Origin of the sequence: Ewingella sp. S1.OA.A_B6, assembly GCF_049889095.1 — a bacterium.
In the GTDB taxonomy this organism is placed as follows: domain Bacteria; phylum Pseudomonadota; class Gammaproteobacteria; order Enterobacterales; family Enterobacteriaceae; genus Ewingella.
Genome location: NZ_JBLJFK010000001.1, coordinates 1,088,931 through 1,110,808, shown reverse-complemented (window position 1 = coordinate 1,110,808; position 21,878 = coordinate 1,088,931). Strand labels below are relative to the sequence as shown.

The window sequence follows — 21,878 nt, the reverse complement described above, 5'->3', positions numbered from 1 at the left end:
TAACACCTGTGATTGAACAGCGTTATAGCTCAGTGTATTAAGTACAGAGTAAACCAAGATTAAGCAATCGGACAGCGGATAAGTTCAGTCGGATCAACAAATTATTCTTTTTGAAAATCCGACCAACTGGGTTATGCGGTAACGGCGACGGATTGACCCGCCAATTGAGAAAGCAGGGCATGATTCTCAATAGTAATATATTTGCCTTTAACGCTCAGCATCTCTGATTTCTGGAAGCGCCCCAATAAACGGCTGATGGTTTCTACCGTCAAGCCCAGATAATTACCTATATCACCACGGGTCATGGTCAGGCGGAATTCGCGCTGAGAAAAACCACGCTCAGCGAAGCGGCGGGAGAGGTTGTAAATAAATGCGGCCAGTCTCTCTTCTGCATTTTTCTTCGACAGCAGCAGGATCATATCCTGATCGCCTTTAATTTCACCGCTCATCAAACGCATAATTTGCTGGCGCAAATTGGGCATTTTACCTGAGAGATCATCCAGCGTTTCGAAAGGTATTTCACACACCATTGATGTTTCCAATGCGAGTGCAAAGCTTGGGTGCTGTAAACCACCAATCGCGTCGAATCCGACCAGGTCGCCAGCCAGATGGAAGCCGGTGATCTGCTCATCGCCTTGTTCTGTGATGGTGTAGCTCTTGATAGTCCCGGAGCGGATGGCGTACAAGGATTTCAACGAATCGCCGGCCTTGAACAGAGCCTGACCTTTTTGGATCGGTTTCTTCCTTTCGATAATATTGTCGAGCTGATCGAGTTCGTGTTCATTGAGCGTGAAAGGAATACACAGCTGGCTGATACTGCAGTCTTGGCAGTGGATGGCACAACCACCAGATTGGATACGACGAATAATACGTTTTTCCGGGATCATAAGATTCACTCTGGCAATATTGATATGAGTCAATTTTAACATCTTTTGCCGGAATTTATAAGTAGGATAATTTAGGTGAAAGGGATGAATTGATAGGAAACCTTGTTTTTAGCAAAAATTATTTTCTTATTATTTGATCTCGACCCCAAAAAAGACGATCGAGGATCACTCGATTCAGAAATAAACGTAATGTTTTAAAAAAATATTTGTTGTTGATTCATTAAATAACCTTCATGAATCAGTAACCACTTCTTCCTGTCAACGCCACCAGCATATCCGGTCAGAGTGCCGTTGCTGCCGATAACCCGATGACAGGGTACGACAACGCTTATCGGATTTGAACCATTAGCCAGCCCTACTGCTCTGGACGCGCCCGGATTACCCAGCTGAGCCGCCATTTGGCCGTAAGTCATTACCTGTCCGCAGGGGATAGTGCGCAGCATCTGCCATACCTGACGCTGGAATTCAGTTCCGGCAGTGGCGACGGGCAGGGTATCAATTGCATGCAGATCTCCGGAGAAATAATCTTGGATCCGCAGACGAACCTTAGTATCAACGCTACCCGGATTAAGACTAAAACCATTTTTCGCGCCAGACTTTGCTTTCTGGTTCACCACAGGGCTGGCTGAGACTTCCACACCATAGTGGCGTACCAATAGCTGCATCATGCGATGATGGAAATCAGCCCACTCAAGCGCACGCAGGTGGCCCTGAATGTCCGTGATAATGTCCAGTTCACCGAGCGGGGTATCAATGGTTTCACTCACTAATGTCAGCATCAGATTTCTCCAAAAAAGCGACAGGCATTATTGCACGGGGCGAGTTTGTTTTCGACTTTAATACCCAAGACTCGCGTAACCCCTTACAATGCACAACTTACTTTGCTTTCGTTTGGCCTTTGTTTACTTATCAGGACATGTAATGCTGTCAGAGTCGCTAGGGTTTCCACTGGAAACTACCGCTATTTTTATTGTTGTCGCCGTTTGTGCGCTACTCATCGATATTTTTGCTCACCGCAGCCACAAGCCAATAGGTCTGAAGAGTGCGTCGATATGGACGCTTTTCTGGGTATTGGTATCCCTCTCATTTGCTGGTTTTCTCTATTTCCATCACGGTAAAGAAGTCGCCAGCCTGTTCCTGACCGGGTATGCCCTCGAGCAGGTGTTATCGATAGATAACCTGTTCGTAATTATGGCGATTTTTGCCTGGTTTAAAGTCCCGGACGGTTACCGCCACCGTATTCTCTATTGGGGTGTGATCGGCGCTATCGTGTTCCGCGGCATTTTTGTGGTGATCGGCACCAGCCTGCTGGCACTTGGTCCGTGGGTGGAAATGGTATTTGCGGTGATTATTCTGTGGACGGCTATTTTGATGATGCGCGCCGGAGATGACGACGATGCTTCCGATGACTATTCCGACCACATCGCCAACCGCTTAGTACGCCGTTTCTTTCCGGTTTATCCGAAACTCATCGGGGCGCACTTCCTGGTTAACAGCCAGCAAATTGAAGCCGAACTGGCAAAACCTGAGAACAAAGACTTCAGTTTTCAGGTTAAGAAGGGCATCCGTTATGCTACGCCGCTGCTGCTGTGTATTGCTGTTGTGGAGATTTCAGATCTGATGTTTGCGTTTGACAGCGTACCCGCGGTGATCGCCGTCAGCCGGGAGCCACTGATTGTCTATTCGGCCATGATGTTTGCCGTGCTGGGTCTGCGTACTATGTACTTCGTGCTGGAAGCGCTGCGTAAATACCTGCGCCACCTTGAGAAATCGGTGATCTTTCTGCTGTTCTTTGTGGCAGCCAAACTGGCTTTAAATTCCAGCGATCATCTGTGGCAACACGGATATAACATCAGTGCGCTGGCAAGCCTGTATGTGGTGCTCGGTGTTTTGGCGGTGGGTATTGTAGCCAGTCTGTTGTTCCCCGGTGGTAAAAAAACGGCCGAATAAAAATGCCCCAACAATAGAAAAATTCACGAAAAAAAACGGGACGCATAAAGCGTCCCGTTCTACGTTTGAATATTTAAGGCAACTACACATCCCCTTCATTATCCTGCTCCACAGCCTCGTGCAGGCGTTCCAGAATATCAGGAAAGGCTGATTGCACACGGCTCCAGCTCGGAATAAACGGCTTCTCGCTGGGTGTATCCACAAAGGCCTGGCCGGCTTCCATGATTGCCCCCGAAAATAACTCTACTGCAGACTCTTCACTATGACGGTCAAACGACAGGCCATTCATCTTGGCATCATGCTCAAAGGCATCAATCATATCCAGTGCGTTACGGTAGTAGGTCGCTTTCAGAATACGGAAAGACTCGCTGGTGATACTCACGCCAAGGATAGCCATCTTACGGTATAGCGCTTTGGTGATATCAATACTCATTCGCTGCAGACCGGTGCTGGCATCCTCTTCAGACATAGGCTGATGTTTGTGATCGTAGTTATTGGCAATATCAACCTGACAAATTCGCTTGGTGGCAGTATTGCGGTGTAACTCCGATAGCACGCCAATCTCGAGACCCCAATCACTTGGAATGCGTAAATCATTTAGCACATCCGTACGCATTGCGAACTCGCCGGAAAGTGGGTAGCGGAATGAACGCAGGTATTCGAGGAAATCCGAGTGTCCGTAAACGATTTGCAAGGATTTCAGCAGAGGGAAGACCAACAGGCGTCCTACGCGACCATTAAATTTACCTTCCGCGACGCGGGCGTAATAACCCTTACAAAAATCGTAATGGAAGTTAGGATTAGCCACCGGATACATCAAACGTGCCAGCATATCGCGGCTATACGTGACAATGTCACAATCGTGCAAGCCAACGACCGAGGTACGACGTGAAGACAAGGTGTAACCCACGCAGAACCATACGTTACGACCCTTGCCGGGTTCCATCGGCGACAACCCCTCTTTTTGTAACTCTTGATCCAGCGCAGTCAAACGTGGACCATCGTTCCATAAAATACGGTGGCGCTGTGGCAGACGGGAGAAGAATTCCCTGGCAAACAAAAACTGATCGCGGTCAGCGCGGTCCAGCCCTATCACAATTTCTTCCAGATAGGGCACTTTGCTCAGTTCATCAACAATGTTGCTCAGTGCCGGGCCTTCAAGCTCTGAAAACAGCGAAGGCAGAATCAATCCCATCGAGCGGCGACCGGAAAATACCTGAAGATCATACTCCAACTCTTCCGTCTTACGGTTAGTCAGATTATGGAAATTAGTAATGACACCATCCTGATAAAAATCGCTCATCTGTACTCTCCAATTTTAGTTTTGGTAAAATTATTGGAATCAAAGTGATACAACAACTGCTATCCCTTCAGTTATCCCTTAAGACAATTTGATTTTCATTTAGTCGCAATAAAGTGGTCCAGTCCTTGCTGCCAACCTTCCGGGCCATATAGCGTGGTGCGGTAAACATTTTTATCTTCTTTGTTCAGCGGCATATCCTGATCGTGATGACCTAAAATCACCACCGCAAAATCCACCGCTTCAAGCATCGAAATATCATTGGGACCATCGCCCAGGCCGAGGGTGACCGTCACCTGGCCTCGCCGTTGTTGGTACTGTTCTGCCAGCCACTGAACCGCCTGACCTTTGCCAGCGTTCTGACCCATAACGTGCCAGAATCTCCCACCGCGAGTCAGTGCCAGTCCTTCTTCCCTCAGCAGCTTTTCCATGTGGGAGAAATCCAGAGTATTACCAAACCACATAAGCGGCTCAGAGGCATCTCGTTGCATCGCCAGCCCGGCATTGGCCAGTGTCAGACCGGTCCAGTCAGCCACCTGCTGAGGTTTAACATCACCAAATCCACGGAATTCAAAATCGTAACGTTTACGCAGGTCCACAAGGACGTCGCGGATACGCTGGTAGTCAGCCCCAATAAGGTGATGAGCGCCATTATCATCATCTGGCATATGAATCAGCGCGCCGTTTTCAGCAATAAATGGCAGGTGGTTTAGCTTTAGCGATTGCTGTAATGCCGAGACTTCCGCTGAAGTTTTACTGGTAGTAATGATCACCGGAATATTATGCTCTGCCAGCCGATCAAGCCACGCTTGCGCGGGTGCCCAACTGTAGTCATGGTGGTCGAGCAGTGAACCATCGAGGTCGGTAAAAATAATCAGGGGATCATCAAGGTAGGGCATTATTTCTCCTCAATTTATTAAGGAATCTTATATAACCAATGAGAATTATTTCCTGTTCCAATCAATCAGTATATACGGAAAAATCAGATTTATGGGTTGCAGCCAGGTTACGCTGCATTTTAGTCGAATGGTTTCAGCCCCTATTTTTGTCGCCATCTGCCCACCGCACTGGCTTGTGTAGCATCCTGCCGACGCACTCATTTTCAGGTAAAATAGTGCGGTAATAGCAGGAAAAATCCGGTCAAGCGTCGTTGTTGATCTGTGGTTTAAGTGACTTCAATTACTGTTCAGACACTTTTTACCGCCTCTCTTGGTACGCGGTGAGTTTTCTTAAGCGAGTTATTCATGCCCGATTTACACAATCTTCATCTCCGCCAGGCAGCCCGCCTGATTTGCCTTATGTTTGGCGTCAGCCTGCTGGCCTCTTGTGACAACGTCACGGATGAAGCACGAAATACCTTGGTTATTGAAGGCAAAACCATGGGAACCTTCTACCGTGTCAGCCTGGCAGGTGTTGATAACAGCCGTGAAGCCGCACTGCGTCAACAAATCGAAGCGCAACTGGCGGAGGATGACCATCAACTGTCAACCTATAAAGCCGATTCAGTTCTGTCACGCTTTAACCAATATCAGGGCAGTGTGCCGCAACGCATCAGTGCAGGCATGGCAGACATTATCGTGACGTCGCTGCGCATCGGGCAAAAAACCTCAGGCGCGATGGATATCACTGTCGGACCACTGGTTAACCTGTGGGGCTTTGGGCCGCAGAAACAGCCAATTAAAACCCCAACCGACACCCAGATTGAGGCAGCCCGCCTGCAAATAGGTTTACAGCATTTGAAAGTGATTCAGCAGGAAGACGGGGAGTATCTGCAAAAAGACCAACCGAACATGTATGTTGACCTATCCACTGTGGGAGAAGGCTACGCGACAGACCACCTGGCGCGCCTGATTGAAGGCAACGGTATCAGCAACTATTTGGTATCCGTCGGAGGCGCGGTGGTATCCCGGGGTTATAACGCCAAAGGGGCTCCGTGGCAGGTGGCAATCCAGAAACCAACCGACAAAGAATCGACCGTTCAGGCAATTGTTGATTTGCAGGGCATGGGCATCAGTACGTCGGGCAGTTACCGCAACTATTACGAGCTTGATGGTCAACGCTTGTCGCACATTATTGATCCGGCGACCGGTCATCCTATTACTCATAAACTGGTTTCTGCCACGGTGATTGCACCTACGGCATTGGAAGCCGACGGCTGGGACACCGGGTTAATGGTCTTGGGCACGAAAAAAGCCATGGCGCTGGCCGAAAAAGAACATCTGGCGGTCTACCTGATCACGAAAAAAGGCGACAGTTTTGAAGTCCATATGACGCCGCAATTTAAAGCCTATCTAAAAGCACCAGAATAATTTCGGTCAAAGGTCGTTGCGCAGAGAAAATTGAGAAGGAAGAGGTGATCACTCAGAAGCGTCAGGCGATAGGTCGTGAGAAAGGGTTGGGGGAAGGGCTCGCGATGCTGCTTCAGATTTTGGATGCCTGAAACAGCGCCGACGATTTACTGCAATACGTTATTATTTCGCGCTACTGATTAACTCGAACAAAACGACGGTGCGTGACGGGCAGATATATTCTCGGCCAAAATCGAAATTATGCTCGTTAACATCATCCGGCTGGAAGGTATCGAGAATATGCCGCCAGCTTTCGCCATGTGCCACTGAGGGCAGGCTAAATACCACTTCTTCATGTGCCGCGTTGAACAGCAGCAATACGGTACTCAGCGAACCATAGCGTAGCAGACCCGTGGGCTGTGCACGGCCATCAAGTAGCATGGCGATGCTTTTAGCATGCGGATCGGCCCAGGCTTCTTCGCTCATCTCCTCGCCACGCGGCTGGAACCAACTGACATCCTTCACGTTGAGCTTTTCATGCACTGCACCCGTCAGAAAACGTCCACGGTGGAGGATTGGGAACCGCTTTCTCAGCGCAATCAGCCGGTAGGTAAACAAGATCATCGATTTGCCTTTTGCTTCGATATTCCAGTTCACCCAGGCGATGTCGGTATCCTGACAATAGGCATTGTTATTACCGTTTTGTGAGCGTGCAAATTCATCGCCAGCCAGCAGCATTGGCGTACCCTGCGAAAACAGCAACGTCGCCAGCAAGTTTCTCATCTGCCGTTGGCGCAACTCATTGATTGACGGATCATCCGTCGGCCCTTCGGCCCCGTAATTGGCCGAAATATTGTTGTCGCTGCCATCATTTCCCTCCTCACCGTTGGCCGCGTTATGCTTATTTTCATACGACACCAGATCATTAAGTGTAAAGCCGTCGTGTGCGGTAATGAAGTTGACCGAAGCATAAGGCTTGCGACCCCGGTGGTTGAATATGTCGGCCGAACCGGAGAGCCTGGTGGCAAACTGTGCTAACTGACCTTCGTCACCGCGCCAGAACTTACGCGCTGAATCACGGAAGCGGTCATTCCATTCGGTCCAGCCCGGGGGGAAACCGCCGACCTGGTAGCCACCGGGGCCGCAATCCCAGGGTTCTGCAATCAGTTTGCATTGACTGAGGATCGGATCCTGGCGGCAGGTATCGAGGAAACCGCAGCCTTCGTCAAAACCATAACTTTCACGCCCGAGAATGGTGGCTAAATCGAAGCGGAAACCGTCTACCTGCATTTCGGTGGCCCAGTAACGCAAGGAATCGGTGACCATCTGTAATACCCTTGGGTGGCTGAGATTCAGCGTATTGCCCGTGCCGGTATCATTGATGTAGTAGCGCTTATTATCCGGCATCAGCCGGTAATAACTGGCGTTGTCGATCCCCTTAAACGATAGCGTCGGACCGAGTTCATTACCTTCAGCCGTATGGTTGTACACCACGTCAAGGATCACTTCGATCTCTGCGGCATGCAGCGTGGCAATCATCTGTTTAAACTCATTGACCGTATGAGTTGCCATATACTGTGGGTGAGGCGCGAAAAAGCTCAGGGTGTTGTAACCCCAGAAATTGTGCAGGCCTTTATCCTGCAAGTGGCGGTCATCGGTAAATGCGTGGATTGGCATCAGCTCGATAGAGGTAATGCCCAGCGATTTGATGTAATCGACTATTTGCGGCGTACTCAACCCTGAGAAGGTCCCGCGCATATGTTCCGGTACCGCCGGATGCCGCATGGTATAGCCACGCACATGGGTTTCGTAAATTAATGTCTCCTCCCACGGAATATGGTTTTTGCGCGAACGCGCCCATGAAAAGGCGGGGTCGATTACCCTGCATTTCGGCAAAAATTCAGCGCTATCACGGTTATCAATATGCAGATCTTTTTTATCACTCTGTAGGTCATAGGCGAACAGTGCATCGTCCCATTTCAATTCGCCCACGATTTGCTTGGCATAAGGGTCAAGCAACAGTTTGGCTGGGTTGAAGCGATGTCCATCATGCGGTGCATAAGGACCGTGGACGCGGTAGGCATAGAGTAGGCCGGGCCGGGCATCCGGCAGATAACCGTGCCACACCTCGTCGGTATATTCCGGCAATTCAATCACGTCGTACTGCTCGCCCTCATCGGTAAACAAACACAGCTCAACTTTGGTCGCATTGGCAGAGAACAGCGCAAAATTGACCCCCAACCCGTCCCACGTGGCGCCGAGCGGAACCGGCAAGCCTTCACGGACGCGGGTTTGATGGCCGGAGTCAAAGCCTTTAACAATTTCGCCATCGCTATAAGGGTGAATGATCCGCACGCCGGCAGCATCCACGGCGACATCAACCTGAGCATGGCTGAGCACCCGCTGCGGTGATTCGGGAAGGGCGGCGGTAGGGTTACTGATTTTTTTTTGTGAAGTTTTTGCCATTCTTGTCGTCACTCCTGAACCAGGGAATCAGAATAAATTCTGAATAATTATTGAGCGAAGAGCGTTCGTGGCTGAAATGGCATCTGCACAAACCCATCAAGGAGTGTAGTCGGATTAATATACTTTTGCTGCTGTACTCTCTCTGCATCGGCTTTTTCGTTACGTTTATTTTCACCGAAAAATCATAAGTTGCGCTATAAAATCATTTTGTCGTTATCAACTCAGGAGCCGTTATGAGAATTGCGCTGTTAAGCCACGTCGAGCTCGATGCGGGCTATCCCGCCCGCTACGAAGAAGCCGGATTCATCCTGCATTACGCCACAACGGCAGCCAGTCGTGCCAATATCGACCCACAATTAGCTGGGCAGATCCGCGCCGTACTGACCATCGGTAGTATTGGGTTGAACGGCGAAGAAATGGATAGACTGCCTAATCTGGAGATTATCTGCGCACAGGGAGTGGGTTTTGAACACATCGACATTCAGGCGGCGGCAGCGCGGGATATCACCGTTACCCACGGGCCAGGCACAAATAATTCCGCCGTGGCCGACCACGCGCTGGCTTTGATGTTAGCAGTAACGCGTCACATACCGCAGATGGACGCCGCTGTTCGGCGCGGTGAGTGGACCGCCTCACGTTGGAATGTACCGGGCATGTCCGGCAAAAAAGTGGGCATCATCGGTCTTGGCAATATAGGGGAACAAATTGCCTTACGCTGCGTGGGCGGCTTTAACATGGGAGTCGGTTACCACAACCGAAATCCGCTGGCTGGCAGCCCGTGGCGCTATTTTAAAACCATTATCGAACTTGCCGAATGGGCAGATTATCTGGTCGTCGCCACACCGGGCGGAAAGGGTACGGTAAAATTGGTGGATGCCGCCGTCTTGCAAGCGCTGGGTGAAAGTGGATTCTTAATCAACATTGCACGGGGAAGCGTGGTGGACAGCGCTACCCTGATTAGCCATCTGCAACAGAAAAAAATCGCCGGTGCGGCACTGGACGTAGTAGACGGTGAACCGACTGTGCCTGCCGATATGCTACCCCTGACCAATCTGATCCTCACGCCGCACATTGCCGGACGTTCACCCGAAGCGGTGGAGAATATGATGTCTCTCGTTATCCAGAACCTGACCGCACATTTTACCGGCCAGCCGGTAACCACGCCCATTCCTGTCTGAGATCTTATTCATCGCTTCTCTCTGGACGCCGGTTTATGGCGTCTTCTTAGCTGCTTTAGTCGGAAAAAGCATAAGTAACCATCTTTTCGTATTTGTCCTGTGCTGCAACAGACCGTAACAATAGGGCCACGCATAACAGATTGATGCACATTTACGCAAAACCAGAGGCAGAACACGGTGAATTTCCAACAGCTTAAAATCATTCGCGAATCAGCCAGATGTAATTACAACCTGACGGAAGTTTCCAACATGTTGTTTACCTCGCAGTCGGGGGTCAGCCGGCATATTCGCGAACTGGAAGATGAGCTGGGCATGGAGATTTTTATTCGCCGTGGCAAGCGTCTTCTGGGCCTGACCGAGCCGGGCAAAGAGCTGCTGGCCGTCGCCGAGCGCATTCTCAATGAAGCGCAGAATATCCGTCGCCTGGCTGATATCTTTTCCAAAGAGGATGCAGGGGTGCTGACCATCGCCACCACCCATACTCAGGCACGCTACAGTCTGCCAAAAATAATAAAGGCCTTCCGCGTACTTTATCCTGCCGTGCGGTTGGAATTACAGCAGGGTTCGCCACAGGAAGTGCTGGCAATGCTACTGGGTGGGCAGGCGGATATTGGCATCGCGAGCGAAAAGCTGATAAATGATCCGGGCGTGGCTGCCTTTCCTTATTACCGCTGGCACCATGCGATTGTGGTCCCGAACGGGCACCCGCTGGTGAATCAGCATCCTGTCACTCTGCAGCAGCTTAGCGAACAGTCATTGGTTACCTACCGTCAGGGAATTACCGGCCGGTCGCGGATTGATGAAGCTTTCACCCGTGCTGCATTAAACCCCGATATTGTACTCAGTGCGCAGGACTCTGATGTGATAAAAACCTATGTCGAACTTGGATTGGGTGTCGGTATCGTGGCGGATAAAGCTTACGAATCTCAGCGCGACGGCGCTCTGACACTGCTCAACGCCGAACATCTTTTCGACGCTAATACCGTCTGGTTGGGACTCAAAAGGGCGCAGCTACAGCGCAACTATGTCTGGCGCTTTATCGAACTCTGTAACCCAAGATTGTCAGTCACTGAAATAAAAGAGAAGGTTTTTGCACAACCGCAGGGGAGCGAGGTAGTTATTGATTATCAGATATGAGGGAGTTTCAGCAAGCAGTTGCTAGAAAGTGAAGTTAAAGAGAAAGGCGCAGCATCTGCGCCTATCGCTACAACACTTGATTATTATTGTGCAGGTGCATCTTGACTGGTGCCCGTTTTGGCACTGTCATCCACACTGTCAGACGTTTTGGTGTAGACGATTTTCTGTGAGTCATTCTGACAATGACCGACTACCTGACCACCGGCTTGGTCGGCTTGATCATTGGCAACGATATCCAATTTGAAATTGGATTCAGGTAAGCCATTAGCGACGATTTTTTGGGTGATATCTGCTTTAACGGTTTCACATGAAGCCTGAACCGCTAAAGGTGCGAGGGCCAGAATGGCCAGTCCTGCTAACAATGTTTTTTTCATCATCCAATCCTTTTTTTAACTTATTCGCAATGAGATAGACCGTATCAAATAGTTTAGCAGTTAAGACACGACAAAGGGTCTCTGAGCATATCTTTCTCCTGTTAAACCACAATTTTTATGGCGCCATTAATTGGCGACCTGTACGGCGGTCGAGGCAGCGCTCAGTATTTGGCTCCCAATACGCATTCAGGTTCTGACTGGCCTGGCATTTATCGCGCAGATCAACAGCCTGATCAAACTTGTTGAAGCTCTTGGTAGCGCGCTGGTTAATGGAGTGGCGCAATTGCTGCGTATCATTCCACTGCTCTTTGCTCTGGCGTGCCTCTTCATTACTCATTGCGTCATTGCCTGAACCACCAAACACGCAGGTGCCGCCCGCGCAATTAGTGGCAGCCTGTGCAGAAACCTGCCAACTTGCCGCCATGACCAGCAGGGCGACCGGTAATAACCGGCGAGTCATTCGGGTCATAAACATTGTATTCATTAGCTCTTCCTTATAGGTTTACACATCGCTCAAGCGAATACTTAAATTATAACATCGCCACCAGGAACGTCACCTTTTGACACCCCTTCGGTTTCTTTCCCATTGAACTACGGGCTGTAAATCTCACTATGATCAAAACGTCTTTGCTCTTTTTCGCGACTGCGTTGGCGGAAATCATCGGCTGTTTCCTGCCTTTTTTATGGCTGCGAAAGGGAGCCAGCGCTTGGTTACTGTTTCCTGCGGTACTTAGTCTGGCGCTGTTTGTCTGGTTGTTGACGTTACATCCAGCGGCAAGCGGGCGGGTATATGCTGCCTATGGTGGTGTGTATGTAGTGACCGCCATGTTGTGGCTGCGCTTTGTCGATGGTATAAAACTCAGCCATACCGACTGGCTGGGCGCCTGTGTAGCGCTGGGAGGAATGCTAATCATTGTCTACGGCTGGAAAACGAGTTAATGATGATAATGCATTAACTATCCGGCATAAAAAAAGCGCCGCAGGGCGCTTTTTTCGATCAAAGAAGGCGCATTATGCGTCACGGTGGACCTGCAAACCCGCCAGAGACTGACTTACTGGCATCATTTCAATACTGTTAATATTGACGTGAGCGGGTAGTGTTGACACCCAGAACACCGATTCAGCGACGTCAGCGGCGGTCAGCGGATTAGCATTGTCGTAGGTTTTGTTGGCTTTCTCGTCGTCGCCCTTAAAGCGCACATTAGAGAACTCAGTCCCACCGCACAGACCCGGTTCAATATTGGTTACACGAACATGCGTACCGTGTAAATCTGAACGCAGGTTGTAGCTGAACTGACGCACAAAGGCTTTGGTGGCGCCATAAACGTTACCACCGGCATACGGCCAGTTTCCGGCAGTAGAGCCAATGTTAATGATGTGTCCGATGTTGCGCTCAACCATGCCCGGCAGCACAGCGCGGGTCATATACACCAGGCCTTTAGCATTGGTGTCGATCATGTTTTCCCAGTCATCCAGATCGGCTTTATCTGCCTTCTCCAGGCCCAACGCCAGACCGGCATTGTTGACCAGTACGTCAATGTTGCGCCACTCGGCAGGTAGCGCGGCAATGGCTTCTTCAATTGAAGCGCGGTTGGTCACATCGAGCTGAACAACATACAGTGCGTCGCCCAACTCTTGTTTCAAATCGTCCAGACGTTCTTTACGACGACCGCTGGCGATCACTTTATGACCAGATTTTACAAATTTACGCGCGATTTCCGCGCCAAAGCCAGCGGTTGCGCCAGTTACAAAAATAATCATCCCAATGTTCCCTAATTGTTTTCGCATTAAAAGGTGAAGCTGCACCCAGTATTAGCATAAAAGAGAGAAAACCGGCAGTGCTACACCGGTTTTCAGGATGGTTATAGGGTTATTTATTTCTTCAGGTAGGGGGCTAAAAGTGAAAGGTCAGCCTTCGATAAACGATCTGACGCGGTCCATGCCTGATGCCAGTAGGGATAGAGTAACGGCAACTGGCTCACGCTGTCCAGACGCTCAATCTCCTGCTGATTAAGGAACAGATCGGCGGATTTAAGATTATCCTTAAGCTGCTCTTCACTGCGCGCACCAACAATCACTGAACTGACGACCGGTCGAGAAATCAGCCAGGCCAGCGCGATTTGCGCCGCCGAGACGCCACGTGATTCGGCGATCTCAACCAGTACATCGACAATGTCATACAGTGCGTCTTCATCACGAACCGGAGGCTCTCCCCAATCAGCCAGATGGCGGGTACCTTCAGGCTTAGCCTGGTTACGACGATACTTACCCGACAGTAAACCGCCGGCCAGCGGGCTCCATACCAGCACACCTAGCCCTTGATCCTGACTTACCGGCAGTAATTCGTACTCAGCTTCCCGGGCCTGTAAGGTGTAGTGGATCTGTTGGCTGACCGGGCGGATATAGTGATTGGCCTGTGCCACACCGAGCGTTTTCATTATGTGCCAGGCGGAAAAGTTCGACACACCGATATAGCGGACTTTGCCGCTGCTGACTAAATCGTCGAGCGCACGGAGCGTTTCATCCAGTGGCGTCTGACCGTCCCATTGGTGCAGTTGATAAAGATCGAGATAATCGGTGCCGAGTCGCTTCAGGCTGGCTTCACATGCGCGAATAATATGGTGGCGCGATGAGCCGCGATCGTTCGGGCCTTCGCCCATCGGGAAACGAGCCTTACTCGCCACCAACACGTCATGGCGTTTTTCGCCCAGCGCTTTGCCGAGGATCTCTTCCGACAGGCCGCCTGAGTAAACATCCGCGGTATCAAAGAGATTGACCCCCGCATCGATACATAAACCAATCTGACGTTTGGCTGTTTCGGTGTCAGTCTGCCCCGTTTTGGCGAATTTCCCCTGACCTCCAAAAGTCATCGTGCCCAGACTGAGAACGGACACTTTCAGGCCGGAGTGGCCCAGTTGACGGTATTCCATTGCTTGTCTCCTTCACGAACGTTGATAAAGCGAAGCGTCGGCAGCGCCGAAGTTTCCCATAATAAATCTTCCCGCCATCCGTAAAGGCAATGTGTATGCGGGCGGGAATGACTATTTCTTATCCCAGGCGCGCTATTATCGTTGACGCACTACAGTCATGACTTGAGTTTCACATCAAACTTGCCCGCCTGATAATCAAGGATAGCCTGATTGATCTCCTCCACGCTGTTCATCACGAACGGACCGTGAGACACAACAGGCTCATTGATTTTATCGCCATGACCAAACAGGAAAACAGCATCATCAATCGCGGTAATGGTCACGCTGTCGTCGCTGCTATCCAAATCAATCAGATGCCAGGCCTGTGCCATTTCCCCATCAATGCTCAGGCGGCCTTTGACCGTGTAGAGGAAAACCTGACGCTCAGCGGGAGCAGGGAGGGTAATTTCACTGCCCGCACTGAGCTGACCGGTCATCATAACTATACCGGTTAAAGAAGAAACAGGCCCAGTCACACCTGACAGACTGCCAGAAACCAGGCTGATGGAACCATGCCCTTTACTAAGGGTAATCATCGGAATTTCATCGGCTTGCAGGCCAACGTAGCTGGGCGTGGTCATTTTCAGATAGGACGGTAAGTTAATCCACAGCTGCAAAATTTCAAGTTCTCCGCCGCTGCGTTTGAATGATTCTGGTGAAAGTTCAGCATGAATCAGCCCAGATCCGGCCGTCATCCACTGTACGCCGCCGGTGCCGATTATACTTTCGTGGCCGCCGGTATCACTGTGTGACAGTTCACCACGCAGTATAAAAGTCACGGTTTCGAAACCACGATGCGGATGCGGACCAAAAGGCAGCCCGAGATTATTCGGAGCATAAACCTGTGGGCCATGATGATTAAGAAACAAAAAGGGGTCCAGATTTTCGAGCTCAGGACCGGGGACAGGGCGACGGGTTTGCAGGTCGCGGATATCATCGCGGTAGGCTTTATACTGTTGGGTTATTTTACGTGTCATAGAGAAGCTCCGAAAAGAGGTCTGGTAATACTCAATATAGTGATCAGACTACCTTTTCACGACGCATGTGTCACAGCGGAATTGATGGAAGGATAATACAATTCAGAGGGATCAAGGGGCACAGAAGGCTGCGCCCACGGAAGAAGTCAAATCACTTTTGAGGAGAAATCTTTTTTCACTTCACTTTCAATATAAGTGTTCAGGCCCCAACCAGCGCGAGCCAGTTCTTTCATTTTTTCAAGATGTTCCGGACCAGGATGGCGGATATCATAAAGGTAGACGTGGTGGTCTTTGAAGCGAACTTTGATCGAATTACTGTCAATCTGGAAACCGGTGACAGCTGAGTCTCCGCTTTTGTTAGCATAATTTTCCATGTTCAATCCTTTTTGATAAATAGATACTCTCACTATTAACCATTTTCAGCGGCAACATTTATGGTGAAAGCTCACATATACGAGGATTGATGATAAATGAGGGCAGGGAAGTTCAGATAGATCAACGGGGATCGTTTTCGATCTTGGCTTTTATTTGCTTTCACTTTATCGCGTGCAAGGTGTCCTGTTCGATAAGCGCCGCTACTTCTTTAGGATGAAACGCATAGACGGAATAGCTGGCACTGGCGATTTCAATTGCATAACTATGCGCACGTTTCACTCCACGCTTTTAATTAGCGCTGAACTTGCCGCTGTAGCCAGCGCAGTGAAGGAAAGCGTAGAACCTAAAGCAATAGCCAACAACGTAAGTTTAGTTAATAAATTCACGGTAAATATTTAGTAAAATCAGTGAGATAAACAGAAACTTCCGGTTTAATAAAACAGTTAAAGCCTTGGGTAACTTACCGTTGGAGTGGCCTGGAGATGACAGAAATGACACTAACCCGGAGTTTATGGCTCAGAGGGAGGTGTGATCTGAGCAATTCTGGCGGGTAATCATACTGCCAGAATTACATATTTCACGTAGCGCTGTCTCTGGCGATTGGTTTTCTGGAGCGTGCCAATAGCATTCGAGATCCGAGTCCGAGGGCCAACGCTGACGAGTCATCAACAATGGGATAGGGTAAGGTATTGGAAACACTGTAGAAAGGCTGTTTCAATAACACATAGTACATTTAACATAATATACATTATGCGCACCAATCATGTGCTCGTCCGGAGCCGCGGGCCTTGCCAGCCTAAAGGCCTGTATTGGGATAAACGAAAAAGACGCCGGGCAAAAAATCCCAGCGTTCACTGAATCAGGTCTCTGTTCTTGCAGCAACTCCTGCGATAAATATTTCACGCAGACCTTCACTGCAACATTCCTGGACATCAAGAAAAGACAGAATCTATAATTTATTTATCACTGTTAACATCATCAGATTTGATGCTTCCAGCGAGCTCTTTCTCAAGCGATGAAATGTACTTTTTAACCATTTCGTAGTTCTGTCGTCCGTTGCCATTACTTTTCCAGGTATCTCTTTCCCTGCGAGCCTGTTTTAAATCGAACTCGATTTTCTCAACTGTGCGTGTCATTTCTACTACTCCTTAAAGGACAAAAACTTTTTTTCACTGACTTTGTCAGGGAGACGATTATCACATCAATTTAAAGAATCACGTAGTATTAACAAGGGGCATGCCAAATAGTACGTAACATCGTTTATCCAATCAGTCAGCCATTACTCATCACCATGTCGATGAAATTATCACGAATTAAGTCCGGTATACGCTCATCCCAGGCAATACCCACTTTCCAGCTTACAAAACTCCCTGTTAAGGGGATCCGGTTAATCGTGGTCGGAGCGATATGCATAATACTCTCAGGGAGGATTGCCACGCCAATACCGGCAATAACCAGCGCCAGTAGCGTTTGAATATCGCCAGCCTCCTGCGTTGACGACGGAAAAAGCTGGGCAGACTGTAGAAACATATCCGTTTGTGCATTCAATCCGCGGCCACGTTCGGTATATAACCGTAACAATGGCAGCCGGTTTAACCAGTTTTCCACTGAGAATTCATCATCTCCGGGCGTCACCATCACTAACCGGTCTTCGAATAAGGCATGATGCTGCAGCGGCGCTTTAGCCGGAACCCGCACAAAACCGATCTGCAATTCTCCATTTCCTAACAATTCATACTGTTTGGTTGACGGTATATCTTCCAACATCACATCAATGTCGGGATATAAACGCCGAAATCTGGCAATGCATTCCGGGGCGAAATAGAAGCTGGATAAGCCAAATCCGAGAGCGATCCGCCCTTCACTGCCCTTCACAACCTGCTCGGCATGCCGGATAAAACTGTCGGTCTGTTTGAGCACTTTTATCGCTTCAGGAAGTAATTGCTGGCCACCCATAGTTAACTGACTTCCATGGCGACCCCGGGTGAATAACAGAATATTTATCTTCGATTCCAACAAGTTAATTTGTTTGGTCAGCGCTGGTTGAGTCATCGAAAGGGCCAGCGCGGCTTGCGCATAATTGCCCTTTTCTGCCAGTGTCACAAAAGCTTTAAGCAGCTTTGCGTTCATTTATTACATTCCATTGAGTAATCAAAAGTAGAAAATAATTCATTATAAAGTTATCAGTGAAGTTGCTGTAATACCACTGCTTTATATGAATAAAAGCTCCCGCTGATTTATCTTTGGAGAAATGCCATGAGTGAACCGCTTCCGATTAAAGCCGCTGTTGTTCAATTCCAACACCAGGCCGGCAATAAGAAATATAACTTGCTGATGATTGAAAAATTCATTGAGCAGGCTGCCTTACAGGAAATACAGATGTTAGCCTTCCCTGAAATGTGCATCACTGGCTACTGGCATGTGCCAAAACTGCCCGATGATGAGGTGGAAGCGCTGGCAGAGTCGCTGACGACCAGTACTTCGCTGGCCCTGGTTCGCTCTCTGGCCGCGAAACATCGGATGATGATTTGTGTGGGTTTAATTGAGCGTGCCGATGACGGCCGTCTTTATAATGCCTATGTTGCCTGTATGCCTGATGGCACTTCCCATACACATCGCAAACTCCACGCTTTTGAGCACCAAACTATCAGCTGCGGTGACAGCTATACCGTTTTTGATACGCCTTGGGGGGTAAAAGCGGGAATATTAATCTGCTGGGACAACAATCTGGTCGAGAACGTCCGCGCCACTACGTTGCTGGGGGCTGATATCCTGATTGCACCTCACCAAACGGGCGGTACAAATTCACGCAGTCCGCATGGCATGAAGCCGATTTCTCTGGATCTGTGGGAACAACGTGCGGAACGTAAAGCAGAGATGACGGCGGCGATCCGCGGTGTCAGTGGCCGTGAATGGCTGATGCGCTGGCTCCCTTCTCGCGCCCACGATAACGGCATTTTCATTCTTTTTAGCAATGGTATCGGTGCTGATGATGACGAAGTTCGCACAGGCAACGCCATGATCCTCGACCCTTATGGCCGGATTGTGAAAGAAACCGATATCGCTGCCGATGTTATGGTCACCGCCGATCTCGATCTCTCGCTGATCCCCATGAGCTCCGGCCGTCGCTGGATATACGGACGCCGTCCTGACTTGTACCCTATCCTGACCGAACGCCAGGGTTATGAGCGGGATGCGATGACGGCGCGTTTCTCAGAGGAAGAAACCGGGGTTAAAAAAAGCTGATTGGTGGGCTGCATTTTTATTGTGTTTATTCGACTCAGGGATCATAAAATGCCCTAATGGTATTCTCAATAAAATGAAATTTGTCAGCAGCAACAGGAAACTCTATGAAAAACATCACCTTCTACTCCCGTTTTGAACATGACATTCTGGCGGGCCATAAAACCATCACTCTGCGTGAAGCGAGCGATGCACAATTTGTTGCAGGTGATAAGGTGCGGGTTTCGCGGTATGAAGATGACGTTTTTTTTTGCAATGTTCAGGTGATCGCCGTCACGCCAGTGCAGTTCGATGAGCTTCATCAGCGCCATGCCGATCAGGAAAACATGACGCTGACGGAACTGAAACAGGTGATTTCGGCGATATATCCCGGCCTGAACGAACTCTTTATGATTGAATTCCGTCTTATCTGATCAGCTGTTCCAGCGTGAAGCGCGGATCACCGAGCAGAAATTACCTTTCACAAACTGCGGTTCCTTGTCGCCAATCACGTCGGCTTTTACGTTACCAAACGTTGTATCAGGTTTGTTTTTAATCCCATCATAGAATGCCTGAATAATATCTTCTTTAAAATCAGGCGTTCTTGGGTGTGCGGCCACCACTTGTTCGCGTACCTTATCGTCGTATCCTACGTAGTTTATTCCCAGCACATCCATTTCTACGCCTGCGGTCACCAGTGCAATCACCGGATCCATAAATTCCGGAATACCTGGTGTGGTATGTAAAGCAATTGCCGTCCAGACTTTGTCGATATCCTGCGCGGACACCCCGTATTGGCGCATAAACTCCCGTGCGCTGTTCGCCCCATCCACTTCAAACCGTTTATCGCAGCTGCAATGTTCATGCATCAGGCCCATATCATGGAACATGCAGCCGATATAGAGCAACTCCTGATCAACACTCAGGCTACGCTGCTGCCCGGCTAACGCCGCCCAATAATAAACACGGCTGGAGTGGTGAAACAACAGCTCGGACTCCGTGTCGCGAACCCGTTCAGTGGCCTCACGCGCCATTTTACTGTCAGGAATACGGATACCGTTAATGTTCAGACTCATGATATTGACCCTCGTTAAGACAGTGACTTTCATTGTGTCAAAGCAGAATAGGCGTCATGATGAATGTCATCAATCATCGCATAGCGACTAATCAAGACATTTGCGTACATACGTGACAGCAAAAAGGAGGAAAGCGGCTGATGATCAAAAATATTGTTGTTCTTGCTGTCCCAGGCGTCCAACTGCTGGACATTTCGGGGCCTCTGGATGTATTTGCTGAGGCAAATACCCAGCTCGGGCGGCAGGTTTACCGACTACAGGTGATGGCGCTAGATAACCAACCGGTGATTTCATCGTCCGGCGTGCGCCTGCTGGGCGATATGTTTCTACAGGATGAGAATCTGCCGCCGATTGACACCTTTCTGATCGCCGGCGCACCGGCACTGGACACCTTTCAGCCTGGTGCGGAAATGCTCTCAGCGATCCATCATCTGGCACAGAAATCTGTGCGTTATGGCTCGGTATGCAGCGGTGCCCTGCTGCTGGGAGCGGCCGGGTTGCTGGATGGCCGGCGAGTCACTACTCACTGGGCCGTGGCCGCAAAACTCGCCCACGACTTCCCGCTGGCACAGGTCGATGCCGACGCGATTTTTTTGAGTGATGGCCCGCTCCGCACCGCCGCTGGCGTGACGTCTGGGTTGGATCTGGCATTGAATATGGTTGAGGAAGATTTAGGTCGGGAAGTGGCCATGTCCGTGGCGGCGCAACTGGTGATGTTTTTCAAACGCCCCTGCGGACAGTTGCAATTCAGCCGCCACGGTAAGGCGTCAGTGAGCGGGCGTTCAGCCCTACAGCACCTGCAACGCTGGGTGATGAGTTCGCTGGATTCGCCGCATAATGCACAAACGATGGCGGCGCATATGGGCGTCAGCGTCAGGCATCTGACGCGTCTGTTTAATCAGGCGATCGGACTCACCCCTGCGGGATGGTTGGAGCAGCAGCGTATTGCGCGCGCGCGCGAACTGCTGGAATTGACCGCTCTTGCCGTCAAACAGATTGCAGACAACTGCGGATTCTCCAGCGTAGACATCTTACGCCGGGCCTTTGTGCGGCAGTTAAACGTGACACCGTCACAGTATCGCCGTTTTTATGCCCCTGAAGCGACCTGAGCGCGGCGAAAGCAGTCAGGATGATGTGTGTTAATCAGCCCGGTGGCTTCCATCCAGGCGTAGACAATGGTCGGGCCGACAAAGGTAAAACCGCGTTTTTTCAGGTCGTTGGAAATACGTTCAGACAGCGCATCTTTGGTCGGCACCGGACCAACATGTTGAATGGGTTTTCCTCCCACCTGCGACCAGATCCACTCGCTAAACTCTTCGCCTGCCTGTTGCATTGCAAGATACGCACGGGCGTTTTTCACCACCGCATTAATCTTGGCGCGGGATCGAATAATGTCGGCGTTACCCACCAGTCTTTCGATATCTTCCTCCGTAAACTGTGCGACTTTTTCGGGTTCGAAACCGCAAAAGGCTAACCGGAATGCGTCGCGCTTTTTCAAAATAATGCGCCACGACAGCCCGGCCTGAAAGCCGTCGAGCATCAGTTTTTCCCACAATGACTGGCTGTCATAGTTCGGCTTGCCCCATTCATTATCGTGATAATCCAGCATCATCAGGTCGGAGAAACCCCAGTGACAGCGGGGTTGGTTGTCAGGCAAAACGAGTTCGGCGGCCATCAGG

At 49.9% G+C, this 21,878-nt stretch carries 23 protein-coding genes; 8 read left to right on the top strand and 15 right to left on the bottom strand.

Annotated features, from left to right (window positions below):
• Nucleotides 1-131: 131 nt before the first annotated feature.
• Together fnr and ogt are read right to left on the bottom strand one after the other, a co-directional pair.
• Nucleotides 132-887 (bottom strand): fumarate/nitrate reduction transcriptional regulator Fnr, encoded by a 756-nt coding sequence (gene fnr / locus ACMV8I_RS05310; RefSeq protein ID WP_498864729.1) that lies wholly within the window; start codon nucleotides 885-887, stop codon nucleotides 132-134.
• Between the two features lie 194 nt (nucleotides 888-1,081).
• Nucleotides 1,082-1,666 carry a methylated-DNA--[protein]-cysteine S-methyltransferase gene (gene ogt / locus ACMV8I_RS05305; RefSeq protein WP_498864135.1) on the bottom strand — a complete coding sequence of 195 codons (585 nt, stop codon included), beginning with the start codon at nucleotides 1,664-1,666 and terminating at the stop codon, nucleotides 1,082-1,084.
• Between the two features lie 142 nt (nucleotides 1,667-1,808).
• Between ogt and ACMV8I_RS05300 the strand changes: the two genes are divergently transcribed.
• Nucleotides 1,809-2,837, top strand: a complete 1,029-nt coding sequence (locus ACMV8I_RS05300) for a TerC/Alx family metal homeostasis membrane protein (RefSeq protein WP_498864134.1) — start codon at nucleotides 1,809-1,811, stop codon at nucleotides 2,835-2,837.
• Nucleotides 2,838-2,919: 82 nt separating this feature from the next.
• Here the strand turns inward: ACMV8I_RS05300 and ACMV8I_RS05295 are convergent, their stop codons facing one another.
• Nucleotides 2,920-4,140: a glycosyltransferase family protein gene (locus ACMV8I_RS05295; protein ID WP_498864133.1), complete on the bottom strand. Its 1,221-nt coding sequence runs from the start codon at nucleotides 4,138-4,140 to the stop codon at nucleotides 2,920-2,922.
• 95 nt (nucleotides 4,141-4,235) lie between these two features.
• Entirely contained in the window at nucleotides 4,236-5,036 is an 801-nt protein-coding gene (locus ACMV8I_RS05290) for a mannosyl-3-phosphoglycerate phosphatase-related protein (RefSeq protein ID WP_498864132.1), read from the bottom strand.
• A gap of 399 nt (nucleotides 5,037-5,435) precedes the next feature.
• On the opposite strand from ACMV8I_RS05290, the gene apbE reads away from it, so the two are divergent.
• Entirely contained in the window at nucleotides 5,436-6,446 is a 1,011-nt protein-coding gene (gene apbE, locus ACMV8I_RS05285) for an FAD:protein FMN transferase ApbE (protein WP_498864728.1), read from the top strand.
• Between the two features lie 162 nt (nucleotides 6,447-6,608).
• Here apbE and glgX read toward each other — a convergent pair whose 3' ends face one another.
• On the bottom strand, nucleotides 6,609-8,891 hold the full coding sequence (gene glgX / locus ACMV8I_RS05280) for a glycogen debranching protein GlgX (RefSeq protein WP_498864131.1): 2,283 nt from the start codon (nucleotides 8,889-8,891) through the stop codon (nucleotides 6,609-6,611).
• A gap of 233 nt (nucleotides 8,892-9,124) precedes the next feature.
• Between glgX and ACMV8I_RS05275 the strand changes: the two genes are divergently transcribed.
• Together ACMV8I_RS05275 and cbl are read left to right on the top strand one after the other, a co-directional pair.
• A complete protein-coding gene (locus ACMV8I_RS05275; protein ID WP_498864130.1) occupies nucleotides 9,125-10,069 on the top strand; it encodes a 2-hydroxyacid dehydrogenase in 945 nt (314 codons plus the stop codon).
• A gap of 177 nt (nucleotides 10,070-10,246) precedes the next feature.
• On the top strand, nucleotides 10,247-11,206 hold the full coding sequence (gene cbl / locus ACMV8I_RS05270) for an HTH-type transcriptional regulator Cbl (protein ID WP_498864129.1): 960 nt from the start codon (nucleotides 10,247-10,249) through the stop codon (nucleotides 11,204-11,206).
• An 83-nt stretch (nucleotides 11,207-11,289) separates the two neighbouring features.
• Here cbl and ACMV8I_RS05265 read toward each other — a convergent pair whose 3' ends face one another.
• Nucleotides 11,290-11,580, bottom strand: a complete 291-nt coding sequence (locus ACMV8I_RS05265) for a DUF1161 domain-containing protein (protein ID WP_498864128.1) — start codon at nucleotides 11,578-11,580, stop codon at nucleotides 11,290-11,292.
• Nucleotides 11,581-11,695: 115 nt separating this feature from the next.
• Nucleotides 11,696-12,064 (bottom strand): DUF1283 family protein, encoded by a 369-nt coding sequence (locus ACMV8I_RS05260; RefSeq protein ID WP_498864127.1) that lies wholly within the window; start codon nucleotides 12,062-12,064, stop codon nucleotides 11,696-11,698.
• A gap of 128 nt (nucleotides 12,065-12,192) precedes the next feature.
• Here ACMV8I_RS05260 and ACMV8I_RS05255 point away from each other — a divergent pair, with 128 nt between their 5' ends.
• On the top strand, nucleotides 12,193-12,519 hold the full coding sequence (locus tag ACMV8I_RS05255; protein ID WP_498864126.1) for a YnfA family protein: 327 nt from the start codon (nucleotides 12,193-12,195) through the stop codon (nucleotides 12,517-12,519).
• A 72-nt stretch (nucleotides 12,520-12,591) separates the two neighbouring features.
• On the opposite strand, the gene ydfG is transcribed toward ACMV8I_RS05255, so the two are convergent.
• The 6 genes from ydfG to ACMV8I_RS05225 all read right to left on the bottom strand — a co-directional run bounded on the left by ydfG (nucleotide 12,592) and on the right by ACMV8I_RS05225 (nucleotide 18,031).
• On the bottom strand, nucleotides 12,592-13,341 hold the full coding sequence (ydfG, locus tag ACMV8I_RS05250) for a bifunctional NADP-dependent 3-hydroxy acid dehydrogenase/3-hydroxypropionate dehydrogenase YdfG (protein ID WP_498864125.1): 750 nt from the start codon (nucleotides 13,339-13,341) through the stop codon (nucleotides 12,592-12,594).
• A 113-nt stretch (nucleotides 13,342-13,454) separates the two neighbouring features.
• Complete coding sequence (locus tag ACMV8I_RS05245; protein WP_498864124.1) at nucleotides 13,455-14,510, bottom strand: aldo/keto reductase; 1,056 nt, start codon at nucleotides 14,508-14,510, stop codon at nucleotides 13,455-13,457.
• Nucleotides 14,511-14,665: 155 nt separating this feature from the next.
• The gene (locus tag ACMV8I_RS05240) at nucleotides 14,666-15,526 is read right to left on the bottom strand and encodes a pirin family protein (protein ID WP_498864123.1); all 861 of its coding nucleotides are present in this window, start codon (nucleotides 15,524-15,526) and stop codon (nucleotides 14,666-14,668) included.
• A 146-nt stretch (nucleotides 15,527-15,672) separates the two neighbouring features.
• Nucleotides 15,673-15,900 (bottom strand): hypothetical protein, encoded by a 228-nt coding sequence (locus ACMV8I_RS05235; RefSeq protein ID WP_498864122.1) that lies wholly within the window; start codon nucleotides 15,898-15,900, stop codon nucleotides 15,673-15,675.
• A gap of 957 nt (nucleotides 15,901-16,857) precedes the next feature.
• Nucleotides 16,858-17,037 carry a hypothetical protein gene (locus ACMV8I_RS05230; RefSeq protein WP_498864121.1) on the bottom strand — a complete coding sequence of 60 codons (180 nt, stop codon included), beginning with the start codon at nucleotides 17,035-17,037 and terminating at the stop codon, nucleotides 16,858-16,860.
• A gap of 136 nt (nucleotides 17,038-17,173) precedes the next feature.
• The gene (locus ACMV8I_RS05225) at nucleotides 17,174-18,031 is read right to left on the bottom strand and encodes a LysR family transcriptional regulator (RefSeq protein ID WP_498864120.1); all 858 of its coding nucleotides are present in this window, start codon (nucleotides 18,029-18,031) and stop codon (nucleotides 17,174-17,176) included.
• A gap of 126 nt (nucleotides 18,032-18,157) precedes the next feature.
• On the opposite strand from ACMV8I_RS05225, the gene ACMV8I_RS05220 reads away from it, so the two are divergent.
• Both ACMV8I_RS05220 and yqfB read left to right on the top strand, forming a co-directional pair.
• A complete protein-coding gene (locus ACMV8I_RS05220) occupies nucleotides 18,158-19,147 on the top strand; it encodes a nitrilase family protein (RefSeq protein ID WP_498864119.1) in 990 nt (329 codons plus the stop codon).
• 104 nt (nucleotides 19,148-19,251) lie between these two features.
• Nucleotides 19,252-19,557, top strand: coding sequence for a N(4)-acetylcytidine aminohydrolase (gene yqfB, locus ACMV8I_RS05215; protein ID WP_497232127.1), 306 nt, complete (start codon nucleotides 19,252-19,254; stop codon nucleotides 19,555-19,557).
• On the opposite strand, the gene ACMV8I_RS05210 is transcribed toward yqfB, so the two are convergent.
• Nucleotides 19,558-20,199, bottom strand: a complete 642-nt coding sequence (locus ACMV8I_RS05210) for an HD domain-containing protein (RefSeq protein WP_498864118.1) — start codon at nucleotides 20,197-20,199, stop codon at nucleotides 19,558-19,560.
• Between the two features lie 140 nt (nucleotides 20,200-20,339).
• Between ACMV8I_RS05210 and ACMV8I_RS05205 the strand changes: the two genes are divergently transcribed.
• Nucleotides 20,340-21,308, top strand: coding sequence for a GlxA family transcriptional regulator (locus tag ACMV8I_RS05205; RefSeq protein WP_498864117.1), 969 nt, complete (start codon nucleotides 20,340-20,342; stop codon nucleotides 21,306-21,308).
• Here ACMV8I_RS05205 and ACMV8I_RS05200 read toward each other — a convergent pair.
• Nucleotides 21,287-21,874, bottom strand: a complete 588-nt coding sequence (locus tag ACMV8I_RS05200; protein WP_498864116.1) for a DNA-3-methyladenine glycosylase I — start codon at nucleotides 21,872-21,874, stop codon at nucleotides 21,287-21,289. The two genes, ACMV8I_RS05205 and ACMV8I_RS05200, sit on opposite strands and share 22 nt — an antisense overlap.
• Between the last annotated feature and the right edge of the window lie 4 nt (nucleotides 21,875-21,878).

Bases quoted from the DNA above. Each gene is read 5' to 3' on its own strand.
- ACMV8I_RS05290 (WP_498864132.1), bottom strand. From the start codon at position 5,036: ATGCCCTACCTTGATGATCCCCTGATTATTTTTACCGACCTCGATGGT.
- ACMV8I_RS05300 (WP_498864134.1), top strand. From the start codon at position 1,809: ATGCTGTCAGAGTCGCTAGGGTTTCCACTGGAAACTACCGCTATTTTT.
- ACMV8I_RS05260 (WP_498864127.1), bottom strand. From the start codon at position 12,064: ATGAATACAATGTTTATGACCCGAATGACTCGCCGGTTATTACCGGTC.
- fnr (WP_498864729.1), bottom strand. From the start codon at position 887: ATGATCCCGGAAAAACGTATTATTCGTCGTATCCAATCTGGTGGTTGT.
- apbE (WP_498864728.1), top strand. From the start codon at position 5,436: ATGTTTGGCGTCAGCCTGCTGGCCTCTTGTGACAACGTCACGGATGAA.
- ACMV8I_RS05265 (WP_498864128.1), bottom strand. From the start codon at position 11,580: ATGAAAAAAACATTGTTAGCAGGACTGGCCATTCTGGCCCTCGCACCT.
- ACMV8I_RS05225 (WP_498864120.1), bottom strand. From the start codon at position 18,031: ATGAACGCAAAGCTGCTTAAAGCTTTTGTGACACTGGCAGAAAAGGGC.
- ACMV8I_RS05245 (WP_498864124.1), bottom strand. From the start codon at position 14,510: ATGGAATACCGTCAACTGGGCCACTCCGGCCTGAAAGTGTCCGTTCTC.
- ydfG (WP_498864125.1), bottom strand. From the start codon at position 13,341: ATGATTATTTTTGTAACTGGCGCAACCGCTGGCTTTGGCGCGGAAATC.
- ogt (WP_498864135.1), bottom strand. From the start codon at position 1,666: ATGCTGACATTAGTGAGTGAAACCATTGATACCCCGCTCGGTGAACTG.
- ACMV8I_RS05230 (WP_498864121.1), bottom strand. From the start codon at position 17,037: ATGACACGCACAGTTGAGAAAATCGAGTTCGATTTAAAACAGGCTCGC.
- ACMV8I_RS05275 (WP_498864130.1), top strand. From the start codon at position 9,125: ATGAGAATTGCGCTGTTAAGCCACGTCGAGCTCGATGCGGGCTATCCC.
- ACMV8I_RS05220 (WP_498864119.1), top strand. From the start codon at position 18,158: ATGAGTGAACCGCTTCCGATTAAAGCCGCTGTTGTTCAATTCCAACAC.
- glgX (WP_498864131.1), bottom strand. From the start codon at position 8,891: ATGGCAAAAACTTCACAAAAAAAAATCAGTAACCCTACCGCCGCCCTT.
- yqfB (WP_497232127.1), top strand. From the start codon at position 19,252: ATGAAAAACATCACCTTCTACTCCCGTTTTGAACATGACATTCTGGCG.
- ACMV8I_RS05210 (WP_498864118.1), bottom strand. From the start codon at position 20,199: ATGAGTCTGAACATTAACGGTATCCGTATTCCTGACAGTAAAATGGCG.
- ACMV8I_RS05240 (WP_498864123.1), bottom strand. From the start codon at position 15,526: ATGACACGTAAAATAACCCAACAGTATAAAGCCTACCGCGATGATATC.
- ACMV8I_RS05200 (WP_498864116.1), bottom strand. From the start codon at position 21,874: ATGGCCGCCGAACTCGTTTTGCCTGACAACCAACCCCGCTGTCACTGG.
- ACMV8I_RS05255 (WP_498864126.1), top strand. From the start codon at position 12,193: ATGATCAAAACGTCTTTGCTCTTTTTCGCGACTGCGTTGGCGGAAATC.
- ACMV8I_RS05295 (WP_498864133.1), bottom strand. From the start codon at position 4,140: ATGAGCGATTTTTATCAGGATGGTGTCATTACTAATTTCCATAATCTG.
- ACMV8I_RS05205 (WP_498864117.1), top strand. From the start codon at position 20,340: ATGATCAAAAATATTGTTGTTCTTGCTGTCCCAGGCGTCCAACTGCTG.
- ACMV8I_RS05235 (WP_498864122.1), bottom strand. From the start codon at position 15,900: ATGGAAAATTATGCTAACAAAAGCGGAGACTCAGCTGTCACCGGTTTC.